The sequence below is a fragment of the Nonomuraea sp. bgisy101 genome (assembly GCF_057708945.1).
This window is the reverse complement of the sequence record NZ_JBYITD010000026.1, coordinates 85980-99423: the sequence shown is the minus strand read 5'-3', so window position 1 is coordinate 99423 and position 13444 is coordinate 85980. Positions and strand designations below refer to the sequence as shown.

Annotated in this window: 5 protein-coding genes; all 5 read left to right on the top strand. The window is 70.8% G+C overall.

The genetic code is table 11. The annotated features are described in order from the left end of the window. The first annotated feature begins 1 nt into the window (after window position 1). Genes AC3EO4_RS38595 through AC3EO4_RS38575 form a run of 5 tightly spaced genes read left to right on the top strand, consistent with a single transcriptional unit; the run spans window position 2 to window position 13444 of the window. Window positions 2-2407 (top strand): non-ribosomal peptide synthetase, encoded by a 2406-nt coding sequence (locus AC3EO4_RS38595; protein ID WP_379575661.1) that lies wholly within the window; start codon window positions 2-4, stop codon window positions 2405-2407. Continuing rightward, window positions 2373-3431 carry a TauD/TfdA family dioxygenase gene (locus tag AC3EO4_RS38590; protein ID WP_379575660.1) on the top strand — a complete coding sequence of 353 codons (1059 nt, stop codon included), beginning with the start codon at window positions 2373-2375 and terminating at the stop codon, window positions 3429-3431. The genes AC3EO4_RS38595 and AC3EO4_RS38590 overlap by 35 nt, the downstream gene beginning before the upstream one ends. Further along, window positions 3431-4459: a 2,3-diaminopropionate biosynthesis protein SbnB gene (gene sbnB / locus AC3EO4_RS38585; protein WP_379575659.1), complete on the top strand. Its 1029-nt coding sequence runs from the start codon at window positions 3431-3433 to the stop codon at window positions 4457-4459. The genes AC3EO4_RS38590 and sbnB overlap by 1 nt, the downstream gene beginning before the upstream one ends. Window positions 4460-4473: 14 nt before the next feature. Further along, on the top strand, window positions 4474-5499 hold the full coding sequence (gene sbnA, locus AC3EO4_RS38580) for a 2,3-diaminopropionate biosynthesis protein SbnA (RefSeq protein WP_379575658.1): 1026 nt from the start codon (window positions 4474-4476) through the stop codon (window positions 5497-5499). After that, window positions 5453-13444, top strand: coding sequence for a non-ribosomal peptide synthetase (locus AC3EO4_RS38575; RefSeq protein ID WP_431900391.1), 7992 nt, complete (start codon window positions 5453-5455; stop codon window positions 13442-13444). Before sbnA ends, AC3EO4_RS38575 begins: the two co-directional genes overlap by 47 nt.

Below are 13444 nucleotides of genomic sequence, written 5' to 3'. Positions count from 1 at the left end.
GATGGCGCCCACCGATTCCAGGCAGAGAGTTCACAGCGCGAGCGGATCAGCCACGGCCCTCGCGTCGGACGTCGCCGAGCACGAGGTGGCTGTTGCCCGCGAGTTCACCGTCCAGGAGATCCTGGCGGCGCACGCCAAGGTGATCGCCGCGGTGCAGGGTGAGCAGGAGGTGTTGACCGGGTTCCTTCCTGATGGGGACGCGGGTGAGCCGCTCTCGTGCCTGCTCAAGGTTGGCGGTAGGTCGTGGCGGGACCTCGTCGAGAGTGCGGGACGGGCGGCCGCCGAAGTCGCGGAGCCGGTGTTCGACGTTGTTCTCGGCGCATATCAGGGCCACCTGCCTGAGGGGGTGGCGCTCTGGGTCTCCCTTGAGGGAGGAACGCTGCGGCTGCGATATCGCACGGACGCGTATGACGCCGACCACATGGCCAGGATAGGCGGGTACTACCTCAGCGCGCTGCGGATGATCGCCACAGAGCCGGATGCCGAGCATGCCGTACACAGCCTGCTGTCCGCCGAGGAACTGGACCTTCAGTTCAACGGCCTGGCAGGGCCGGAGCGTGAGCTGCCGGACCGCCGCTTCCACGAACTCTTCGAGGAGCAGGTGCGCCGCACCCCTGACGCGGTCGCCGCCATTCACGGCGACCGGCGGTGGACCTACGCGGAGCTGAACCGGCGCGCCAACCGGATCGGCCGCGCGCTGCTCGCCGCGGGCCTGTCCGACGAGGACGTCGTGGCGGTGGTGACCGAGCGGAACCTGGACTGGATGGCCTCGGTGCTGGCCATCTTCAAGTCAGGCGGAGCGTATCTGCCGATCGAGCCGCACTTCCCGGCCGACCGGGTGGCCACGATGCTCGGCCGGGCCGGGTGCGGACTGGTGCTCACCGAGCCGGGCAGCACCGGCACGCTCGACGAAGCCGTGAAAACCTTGCCAGGGGTGCGGAAGCTGCACATCGAAGGTATCTGCGCGGAGCCGTACGACGACCACGACCTGGGAGTACGGGTCGCCCATGACGCCCTGGCCTACGTCTACTTCACCTCAGGATCCACCGGTGAACCCAAGGGCGTCATGTGCGAGCAGGCGGGCATGGTCAACCATCTCTACGCCAAGATCGACGACCTGGAGATCACCGAGGGGAGCGTGGTCGCGCAGATCGCCCCGCAGTGCTTCGACATCTCGCTGTGGCAGCTCGTGTCGGCGCTGCTTGTCGGCGGGCGCACGCTGATCGTGGAGCAGAGCGCGGTCCTCGACGTCCAGCGCTTCGTGGAGCTGGTCGCGGGCGGGGTCGACGTGATGCAGGTCGTCCCGTCCTACCTGGAGGTCGTGCTCTCGCATCTCGAGGAACACCCCGGCGACCTGGGCAGGCTGCGTTGCGTCTCGGCTACGGGCGAGGCGCTGAAGAAAGAGCTGACCGAGCGCTGGTTCGCCGCGTTCCCGCACATCAAACTCGTCAACGCGTACGGACTCACCGAGACCTGCGACGACACCAATCACGAGGTGATGGACCGGGTGCCAGAGCGGGACCGGGTGCCTCTCGGGCGGGCGGTCAACAACGTGAGCGTCTACGTGGTGGACGAGAATCTGAACCCGGTGCCGCTCGGCTCGCCAGGCGAGATCGTGTTCTCCGGAGTCTGCGTCGGCCGGGGCTACATCAACGACCCTGAGCGTACGGCTGCCGCCTTTCTCACCGACCCGCACAGGCCCGGCCGGCGCCTGTACCGCTCCGGCGACTTCGGCCGCTGGCTCCCCGAGGGCAAGCTGGAGTTCCTCGGCCGCCGCGACGCCCAGGTGAAAATCCGCGGCTTCCGCATCGAGATCGGCGAGATCGAGAACAGGCTGCTGGGCGCCGCGGGCGTGCGTGACGCTGCCGTGGTCGTCGCCGAGTGGCCGGACCGGGGCAGGACCCTGGTGGCCTTCTACTCCGCTCCCGCCGAGCTGCCCGCCGCCGAGCTGCTCGCGCACCTGTCCTTGACGCTGCCCGAGTACATGGTGCCCAGCCACCTGCACTGGCTGGAGCGGCTGCCGCTGACCGCCAACAGCAAGATTGACAAGAAGGCGCTTGCCGTACTCGCCGCGAGTCTCAGAGCCGACGGCCAGGACGTCGTGGAGCCGCCACGCACACCGACCGAGCGAGAGGTGGCGGCGGCGTGGGCGGAGGTGCTCGGCGTCACGCCTGCCGAGGTCGGACGGTCCAGCCACTTCTTCGACTCCGGCGGGACCTCGCTGTCTGCGGTCCGGCTGGTGGTGAAGCTGCGGCGGGTGGTGTCGCTCAAGGAACTGATCCGCTATCCGGTCCTGGCTGAGCTGGCGGCCTTCATCGAAGGCCAGCGTGATGATCCACCGCTGTTGAGCGGAACACTAAGGAGCGAGTGTGATGGTGCGACCAACCGATCCCTCCGCCGACCCTGACTCTTCCCTCGTCCCCTCTCCCTCCCTCGACCTCGGCGTTGACCTCGACGTCGAGGAAGGGAGACCGGCCATCGTCTGGGTGAGCGGCGCGGGTGACCCCGCCGTCTGGGTCGCCGGGCACCGGGACGCCCTGCACCGCGCGGTCGCTCGCCACGGAGCCGTCATGGTGCGCGGGCTCGTCCCGCGCGACGCCGCGGAGGCGGGCAGGATACTCAAGAACCTGGCCACCGAGCTGATGGCGGAACGAGAGGCGTTCGCCCCCAGAGAGACCTACGAGCAGGGTGTCTACTCCTCCTCGAAATGGCCGTCCAACCAGCCGATGTGCATGCACCACGAGCTCAGCTACACGCTGGAGTCTCCAAGCATGTTGCTCTTCGCCTGTCTCAGCGCGCCCCCGCAGGGCGGCGTCACGGCGGTGGCCGAGGCGTCCCGCGTGCTGGCGGCACTTCCCGCGGATCTTGTCGAGCGGTTCGAGCGCGAGGGCTGGCTGCTCACCCGGTCCTACAACGACGAGATCGGCGTGCCGTGGCAGGAGGCGTTCGGCACCTCCAGCAGGGCCGAGGTGGAGAGCTACTGCGCCGCCAACAGGATCACCTTCGAGTGGACCTCTGACGGCGGGCTACGCACCAGCCAGCGCCGTCCCGCCGTGATCACCCATCCAGAGAACGGCCAGAGGCTCTGGTTCAACCAGATCGCGTTTCTCAACGAGTGGACCATGATGCCCGAGGTGCGCGAGTACCTGGTGGACGTCTACGGCAGGGACGGCCTGCCGTTCAACACCCGCTTCGGCAACGGCGACGAGATCGGCGAGGACGTCGTCCAGCTCATCAACAAGATCTACGACTCGGTGACGCTGCGCGAGCCGTGGCAGGCCGGTGACGTGATGCTCGTCGACAACCTCCGCATGGCGCACAGCAGAGAGGCGTACGAAGGACCCCGTGAGGTGCTGGTCGCCATGGGCTACCCGGTCTCGCTGGACGCCTGCTCTCCGAGCGCGGACCGGCCACAACTTTGGAGCGCTTGATGTCGCAGAATGTCCCCACCTTCTCCGTGATCTCCGGCGCGCAGGTCCAGAGCGCGCTCCGGGGCCAGGAGAAACGCATGACAGAGATCGTCGAGGCCGCCTACAGAACGCACGGGGCCGGACACACGGTCAACCCGCCGTCGTACTTCCTGCGCTTCCCCGACCGTCCCACCGCACGGATCATCGCCCTGCCCGCCTCCATCGACGGCGACCCCGGCGTGGACGGCATCAAGTGGATCTCCAGCTTCCCCGAGAACGTCCCGTCAGGACTACCACGCGCCTCCGCGGTGCTGATACTCAACGACCAGCGAACCGGCTACCCCTTCGCCTGCATGGAGGGCTCCATCATCAGCGCGACACGGACCGCCGCGTCGGCCGCGCTGGCCGCCGACTGGTTCACCAGGGAACGCGGACGCCCGCCACGGGTCGGGTTCGTCGGCACCGGTCTGATCGCCAGGTACATCCACACCTACCTCGCCGCGACCGACTGGGCGTTCGACGAGGTCGGCGTGCACGATCTGTCGCAGGAGCACGCCGCCGGCTTCCGTGACCATCTGGAGCGGAGTGGCGAAAGCGGGCGGGTCACCGTACACGACGAGGCGGAGAGCCTGATCCGAAGCTCGGACCTGCTGGTGTTCGCGACCGTGGCGGCGACCCCGCATGTGACCGAGCCGAGCTGGTTCTCGCACAACCCCATCGTCCTGCACGTGTCGCTGCGGGATCTCTCCCCGGAGATCATCCTCGCCTCGACCACCATCGTGGACGACGTCGACCACTGCCTGAAGGCCGGCACCTCCCCGCACCTGGCCGAGCAACTCGTCGGCAACCGGGACTTCGTGGACGGCACGCTGTACGACGTGATGTCGGGCCGGGTGCAGCCGCCCGCCGACCGCCCGCTGGTGTTCTCGCCGTTCGGGCTCGGCGTCCTCGATCTCGCCGTCGGCGCGCACGTCTACGCCGAGCTGAGCCAGAGCGGGGAACTCCACGTCGTCGAGGACTTCTTCCATGAACTTCGCCGGTACGGCTAGACGGAGGTGGAGCGGTGCCGATCATCGTCGAACCGCAGGATTACCACGAGGAGGATCTGTACGTCGACCTCGAGGAGACCTTCGGCCGCAGGCTCTACCTCAAGTGCGAGGGGTTCAACTTCGCTGGCTCGATCAAGCTCAAGGTCGCCCGCGAGATGGTCGCGGCGGTCGAGCGCAGTGGCCGGTTGCGGCCGGGGTCGATCCTGGTGGAGTCCTCGTCGGGCAACCTCGGCGTCGCCCTGAGCATCCTGGCGGCCAGCAGGGGCTACACGTTCGTGTGCGTGACCGACACCCGGTGCAACCTGGCGACCAAGCAGTTGATGGAGTCGCTGGGCACCCGGGTGTACACGGTGGTGGAGCCCGCGCTGGACGGCGGCTTCCTCGGCGCGCGGCTGCGGTACGTGCGTGAGCTGTGCGAGTCGGACGACCGTTACCTCTGGCTCAACCAGTACGCCAACCCGGCCAACTGGCAGGCCCACTACCGCTGGACCGCGCCCGCCGTCGCCGAGCGGTTCCCCGACCTCGGCGTGCTGTTCGTCGGCGCCGGGACCACGGGCACGCTGATGGGCTGCGCCAGGTACTTCACGGAGCACCGGCCGGAGGCCACCGTGGTGGCGGTCGACGCGGTCGGCTCTGTGGCCTTCGGCGGGCCGCCGCTGACCCGGATGATCCCCGGGCTGGGCACCGGCGTCCGCCCGCCGCTGCTCGACGAGTCGTACATCGACGATGTGATCCACGTGCCGGAGGCGGACACCATCCGGGCCTGCCACCGCCTGGCGCGTAAGGGTTTCCTGTTCGGCGGGTCCACCGGAACCGTGATCAGCGGGGCGATGCGGTGGCTCGCGGAGCATCCCGCGTACGCGGACCTGACCGCGGTGGCCATCGCGCCCGACCTGGGGGAGCGGTACCTGGACTCGGTCTACCAGCGCGGATGGGTCCAGGAGATCTACGGTCCCGGCGCGCTCGACCTGGAGTGCGAGGAGCAGACCCAGCATGACCCTGACCGAACTGTTCGCGGAGCAGGTCGCGCTCACCCCTGAGGAGACCGCCGTCGTCGCCGGGCGGCAGCGGCTGACCTTCGCCGAACTCGACCGGCGCACCGACGAGGTGGCCAGGCGGCTTGCCCGGCGCGGTGTCGGGCCCGAGGTGCTGGTGGGGCTCTGTGTCGAGCGCGAAGCCGACATGGCCGTCGGCGTGCTCGGCATTCTGAAGGCCGGTGGGGCGTACGTGCCGCTGGACCCCGCGTACCCGCGCGACCGGCTGGAGCTGATGGCGGCCGACTCCGGGATCTCCCTCGTGCTCACCCGCTCGCGACTCGCGGGGCGTCTCCCGGCTGGAGGCCCGGCGCCGGTGTTCCTCGACCCGGCCCCCGAGCCCGCCGTCTCGATCACCAGCCCGCTGCCGGAGTCGGCCGCCTACCTGATGTACACCTCGGGTTCGACCGGCACGCCCAAGGGCGTCGTGGTCGAACACCGAGGGCTGTGCAGTGTGTTCGAGGCGTGGGAGGCCCTTCACGGGCTGCGTCGTAACAAGCTGCGTTTCGTGTCGACCACCAGCCTCTCGGTGGACCTCTTCCTCGCCGACCTGCTCCGCTCGGTGTTCGCGGGCGGAACGATCGTCATCGCGCCCCAACACACCGTCGCCGACCCCGCGAGGCTCCTGGACCTCCTGGAGTCGGAGCGGGCCGACGCGGTCGAGCTGGTGCCGAGCATGGCCAAGGCGCTGGGCAGGGAGGCGGTGGCGCGTGGGCGGCTCCTGCCTCCGTTGAAGCTGGTGTCCGTCGGCTCCGAGGGCTGGCTCGCCGAGGACTGCCGGGAACTTCTGGGCCTCCTCTCGCCCGGCACCACCGTCGTCAACGCCTACGGGGCCACGGAGACCACCGTGGACTCCTGCGCGTTCTTCCCTGGCCGCCAGGACTCGGAGGACAGTCCTCTGGTCCCGATCGGACTGCCCGTTCCCGGCACCACCACGCACCTTTTGGATGCGCATTTGCGCCCGGTGGCGGACGGCGAGAGCGGGGAGCTGTGGATCGGCGGGCCCGGCGTCGCCCGTGGCTACCACGGCCGCCCGGGGGAGACCGCGCGGCGGTTCGTGGCCGATCCGTGGGCCGTGGGCGCACGCCTCTACCGAACCGGCGACCTGGCCCGCAGGCGGCCGGACGGGGTGCTGGAGTTCCTCGGCCGGAGCGACGAGCAGATGAAGGTCCGCGGGTTCCGCATCGAGCCTGGGGAGATCGAGAACACCTTGGTACGCCACCCAGACGTCGCCGCCGCGGCGGTGGCCGTCCGCGGCGGCGGAGGCCAGGGCCCCCGACGCATCGTCGGCTTCCTGGTCCCCGCCCACCCCGCAACAGTCGACCCCGAGGAGTTGCTCGCCTTCCTCCGTCGGCAGCTGCCGGAGCACTCAGTACCCGCAGTCCTGGTCCCGCTGGAGTCGCTGCCGCTGCTGCCGAACGGCAAGGTCGACCGCAAGGCCCTCCCCGACGCGCCGCCCTCCACCCCAGCCGACGGCCCCGCGCCCCGTGACCACCGCGAACGGACGCTGGCCAGGCTCTGGGCGGAAGTGCTCGGCTTGGCACAGGTCGGGGTAGACGAGGACTTCTTCGCCCTCGGCGGCGACTCGGTGCATGCCACACAGCTGGTTGGGAGAGTCCGCGCGGCCCTGGCCGTCAACCTCCCGGTACGTGCCCTCTTCGCACACCGCACCGTCGCGGCGCTCGCCCAGGTACTGCCCGGACATCCAGCATCCGCGGCCCCCGCCGCAGAGCCGACGGACGTGCCGGCCGGGAGGCCGCGCATCATGCCGCTCGCGCCTGTCCAGCAGCGGCTGTGGTTCCTGCACTGCTACGCGCCCGGCGTGGACTACAACGTCGGCTGTGCCGTACGCCTCACAGGCCGGCTGAACCCCGACGCGCTGGACCGGGCCCTCTCCCAGGTCGTGGCCCGCCACGAACCACTGCGCACCACGTTCGCGGCCGATGCGACAGGCCGGGGCACACAGACGGTGCACCCTCCAGGGCCGATCGCGGCAGAACGGACCGACCTCACGGGAATCCCAGAAACCGAGCAGGAGCAGGCGGTGCGAGATCTCCTGCGCACCGAACTGCTGCACCCCTTCGACCTCTCCCAGGGCCCCCTGCTCCGACCGAGGCTCGTCAGGCTGACCCCGACCGAGCACATCCTCTCCCTGAGTGCCCACCACCTCATCACCGACGACTGGTCGTACGAGATCCTCCTCTCCGAGCTGGGCGCGCACTACACCGGGGAAAGGCTCGACCTGCCCGTCCTGCCGCTGACGTACGCCGACTACGGCATCCAGCGGCGGAAACGACTGGACGACGGCACCGCGGACGCGCAACTGGCCTACTGGAGACGGCGACTCGACGCGGCGCCCCCGCTGGAACTCCCCACCGACCGCGCCAGGACCCCGCACACCGGCACCGAGGGCGCACGCGTACGGCACCGGATCCCCGGCCCAATCCCCGGCCGCCTGCGCACCGTCGCCCACCAGCACGGCGCCACCCTGTTCCAGGCCCTGCTGACCGCCTGCCAGATTCTCTTCGCCCGCCACAGCGGGCAGTCCGACATCGTGTCGGGAACGGTGACTTCCGGCAGGGAGGACCTCGAGGCCGACCACCTGATCGGGTTCTTCGTCAACACCCTGGTCCTGCGCACGCAGGTGACCGACGACAGGCCGTTCATCGAGCTGCTCACCGACGTACGCGACGCCATGCTCGACGCGGCGGAGAACGCCGATCTCCCGTTCGACCGGCTCGTCGAGGCGCTGGCCCCCGCCCGCGACGCCGACCGCACCCCGCTGATCGAAACCCTCGTTGTCATGCGCAACGCCCCCGCCCGCGCCCGCCGCTTCGGCCCCCTCCGCGTCCGCGACGTCGACACGCCCCCGGTGCGCGCCGCCTTCCCGCTGACCGTCGAGTTCCAGGAGTGCGACGACAGCCTGACCGTCGACCTCCTCTACAACACGGCCCTGTTCGACCGCGCGACGATCCAACGGATGGCCGACGGGCTGGAGACTCTGCTCACCGGCATCACGGACGATCCCACCAGCACCCCGGCCCGCCTGCCCCTGCTCACCGGCGACGAGCAGAACCGGCTGCTGGCCTCCTGGAGCTCCCCTCAGAAGCGGATGGACGACGCTTGCGTACACGACCTCTTCCACGCCCAGGTCCTCCAGGGGCCCGACCGCATCGCCGTCGTGTGCGGGGAGCGGCAGCTCAGCTACGCCCAACTCGACACCGAGGCCAACCGGCTCGCCCACCATCTCATCGCGCAGGGGGTCGGCCCCGACGTCATGGTGGCGCTCTGCCTGGACCGCGACCCCGACCTCTTCGTCGCCGCGCTCGCTGTACTGAAGGCCGGCGGCGCCTTCCTCCCCCTGGACCCCGCACAGCCCACGAGCCGCATCGCCGACATCGTCGCCGACAGCGGCGCCCGGGTGCTGCTCGCCGGGGAACGGCACCTGCTACGGCTCCCCGACACCTTCACCACCGTGGTCTGCCCGGACCAGGCAGCCGCCTGCCCATCCACCCTGCCCGCGCACCGCGCCCTGCCCGGCAACCTGGCCTACGCGGTGTACACCTCAGGCTCCACAGGACGCCCTAAGGGAGTGCTCGTCCCGCACGCCGGAGTCGGCAACCTGGCCGCCGACAGCCGGACGACCCTGGGGCTGCGGCCGGGCGCCCGGATGCTCCAGCACCTGCCCTTCGCCTTCGACGGCGGCATCTGGCAGGCGCTGATGCCGCTGCTGACCGGGGCGACCGTCTGCATGAGCACGCCCGAGGAGTACGAGGACCCCGCGCTGCTCGCCGAGCGGATCCGGCAGGACTCCGTCACCGTGCTGATGCTGCCCCCCGCGCTGCTCGCGCTCCTGGACCCGGCGTCGCTGCCCGGCCTGGACCTCGTCTGCTCGGCGGCGGACGTGTGCCCCGCGGACACCGCCCGTCGGTGGCGCGCGGTCCACCCCTTCGCCAACCTGTACGGCCCGACCGAGACCACCATGTGCGCGACCGCCCACGCCGTGGAGCAGGAACCGGAACGCGTCGTCCCCATCGGCAAACCCGTACGCGGCGTACGGCATTACGTGCTGGACCGCAACCTGAACCTCGTCCCCCCGAGCGTGACAGGCGAGCTGTATCTGGCCGGTGCCGGACTCGCCCGTGGCTACCATGGCAGCCCGTACGGCACCGCGGAACGGTTCGTCGCCGACCCCTGGGGTGAGCCGGGCAGCCGGATGTACCGGACCGGCGACCTGGTGCGCTGCCGGGCCGACGGCGTCCTGGAGTTCCTCGGCCGGGGCGACGACCAGGTCAAGATCCGCGGCTACCGGGTGGAGACCGGCGAGGTGACCGCTGCCCTGGCCGCCCATCCCGACCTAGCCGAGGCCGCGGTGACCACCTTTGCCGAGGCGGCGGTGACCGCCCGAACGGGGGAACCCCACCGGCTGATCGCCTACATGGTCCCCGTCCCCGGGCGGCCCGCGCCCACCACCACCGCGCTACGCCGGCACCTGGAGACCCTGCTGCCCGCCTACATGATCCCCTCGGTGTTCCAGGTCCTCGACGCCATCCCGTTGTCCCCCAACGGCAAGGTCGACCTGCGCGCCCTGCCCGAGCCGCAGGACGCGCGGCGGGGCGAACCCGCGTACGCCGCGCCCTCGACCCCGGCGGAGCACGCCCTCGTCTCGGTGTGGTCGCAGGTGCTCGGCGTCCAGGAGATAGGCATCGACGACGACTTCTTCGACCTCGGCGGCGACTCCCTCACCAGCGTCCGGCTCGCCACCGCTGCCCGCGCCGCCGGTCTCGCCCTGACGCCGAAGGACGTCTTCACCCGGCCGACCATCCGCGCCCTCGCGCGGGACGCCCCGCGGGCGCACCTGGAACCCGTATCGAGCTTTGCGGAGCACGATCGCTATCCCCTCACCCCACTCCAGAGCGGACTGCTGTACCACGCCCTGGCCGCGGAGGGGGCGCCGGACGTCTACGCCCGGCGCATCGACGTCACGATCAGCGGAGTCACGGACCCGCACCTCCTCTTACGCGCCTGGCAGTTCGTGGTCGACCGCACCCCGGCGCTGCGCAGCACCGTGGAGGAGGACGAGGACGCCGGACCCGTGCAGCGGGTGCAGCCGCGTTTCGCCCTCCCGGTCGACTGGTTTTCCGGATGGGGGCACCTGGAGGCGAACCCGCCGGATCCGCGCCGGGAGGTGCCCCTGCGGCTTACCGTGGTCAGAACGGCCGACGACGAGGTACGGCTGCTGTGGACCTGCCACCACCTCTTCCTCGACGGCTGGAGCATAACCGAGGTCCTGCGCGACGTGCTCGCCGCCCACGCGGCCCTGGCGGCGGGGCGCACCCCCGACCTCCCCGCCCGTACCCCCTTCAGCCACTACGTGTACTGGCTCGAAGCCCAGGACCTGACCGCCGCCTGCACCTACTGGAGCCGGGCCCTGGCCGGATTCCCCGCCCCCACGCCCCTGCCGTACGCCGGAGCCCCCGCACCGGGGCGCAGGCCGGGCCCCGACATGGTGCACCTGGAACGGCTGGAGGAGAGCGCGCACCTGGGACTCCAGGACTTCGCCCGGAGCAGCGGGCTCACCGTCAACACCCTGATCCAGGCAGCCTGGGCGCTCCTGCTGGCGAGGCACAGCGGAACCGACGACGTCCTCTTCGGCGCCACGGTGGCGCATCGCGGGCCGGAGCCGTACGGCGTGGAGTCCACCATCGGGCCGCTGATCAACACACTGCCGGTACGGATACGGATCGACGGGGCCGCCACGGTGCGGGACTGGCTGCGCCGGGTGCAGTCCGAGCAGGCGGAGGCCCGGCAGCACGACACCTACCCGCTGTCAGAACAACGCGCCCACACCTCGGTCGCACCGGGCACTTCGCTCTTCGACACAGCGATCAATGTCGACAACCTGCCGGTCGACCCCACCACGCTGGCCGTCGGCGGCCTGCGGGTCACCGCCCTGGACACCGCCAACGCCACCAACTACCCGCTGTCCCTGCTCGTGCGCACCGAATCCACCCTGGTGCTGGAGGTGCGCTGCGACAGCGCGCTGTTCGACGAGGGTGCGGCGCGGCGGCTCGCGGGCCAACTGCGCGCACTGCTGGCGCAGCTCTCGGCACCCGGCCAACGGCAGGTCGCCGAAGTGTCCTTGCCCAGCGAGCCGCCCCGGCCGGTTCCCGCCGCACCACCCGCGCGGTGCACGCACGAGCTCTTCGCCGAGCAGGCCGCGCGAACCCCCTGGGCAGCCGCCCTCCGCGAGGGTACGCAGGTCATGACCTATGCCGAACTGGACCGCAGGGCCAACCAGCTCGCCCACCACCTGCGCTTGTACGGCGTCGGCCCGGACCGGGCGGTCGCCCTGGCACTGCCGAGGGGCATGCGCCACACGGTCGCTCTGCTGGCGATCTTCAAAGCAGGCGGCGCTCACCTTCCGCTGGACCTCGCGCACCCCGGCGAACGACTCCGCACGATGCTGACCGACACCGGCGTGACCCTGCTCCTCACCGACCGGGCGACGCCAGTCGACTGGTGCCCGCCGGAGATACCGGTCCTGCACCTCGATGTCCTCGCGGGCCGGCTCGCGGCGTACCCGGTGGAGCCGCCGCAGGTCGAGATGCTGCCCGACCACCTCGCCTACGTCATCTACACGTCGGGGTCGACGGGCCGTCCCAAGGGCGTCGCGGTCACCCATCGCGGGGTGACCGGAATGCTTGCGGGGGCCGCCCGCTCCGCTCCCATCGGTCCGGGGCACCGGGTGCTGCACTTCGCCGCGGGCGGGTTCGACGGGGCCTTCTGGGAAACGGCCACGGCGCTCTGCAACGGGGCCGCGCTGGTGCTCGCCCCCACGGAGGACCTGCTGGCGGGGCCACCCCTGGCGCGAACCATCGCCGAGCACCGGGTGACCCATGCGACGCTGCCGTCCGCGGTCCTGGCCGTGCTGCCCCCCGGCAGCCTTCCGCCAGGACTGGTGCTCTTCGCCGTGGGCGAGGCCTGTTCGCGTGAGGTCGCCGCCCGTTGGGCGTCGGAGCGCGTGATGTTCCACGGGTACGGCCCGACCGAATCGACCGTCGCTGCGACGATCAGCGCGCGGCTGGACGGCACCAGGGAACCGGAGATTGGCGAACCGATCCCCGGCACCGGCGCCTGGGTGCTCGACGAGCGGCTGCGGGCCGTACCCGACGGGGTGACCGGCGAGCTCTATCTGAGCGGACAGGGGCTCGCGCGAGGGTACGTCGGGCGGTCCGCGCTGACGGCCGAGCGCTTCGTGGCCTGCCCCTTTGGGCCGCCGGGAGCCCGGATGTACCGGACAGGGGACCTGGCGAGGCGCCTGCCCGGTGGGGGGCTGGTCTTCCGTGGGAGGGCCGACGATCAGGTCAAGGTCCGGGGGTACCGGGTCGAACCCGGCGAGGTCGAACGGGAGTTGACCCGCCACCACGCGGTGGCCCAGGCCGCCGTCGTGGCGGTGGGGGAGGCGCAGGGACGCAGGCTGGTGGCCCATGTCGTACCCGTGGCGGGCAATGCTCCGAGCGTCTTTGAGCTTCGGGAACACCTGGCCCGCAGGCTCCCGCCGTACCTGGTCCCTGATGTCGTCAGGCTGCACCGCGCGCTGCCGTACACCGCGAACGGCAAGGTCGACCGGCGCGCGTTGGAAACGCGCGACCTCGGCGAGGCTCCGCCCGTCCAGCACCGCGCCGCGCGGGACGACGCGGAACAGAAGGTCGCCGAGGTGTGGGCGCGGGTGCTGGAACGCGAGGCCGACGACATCGGCGTTCAGGAGAAGTTCTTCGAGGCCGGGGGCACCTCTTTGACTCTGATGCAGCTCGCGCAGCGGCTCACCGCGATCGCCGACGTACCCGTACCGGTGGCCGCGCTCCTGGAGCACTCCACGGTCGAGGCCATGGCGAAGTTGCTGAAACAGCCCACCGGAACCGATCACGAACGCGACTACGCACTGTGA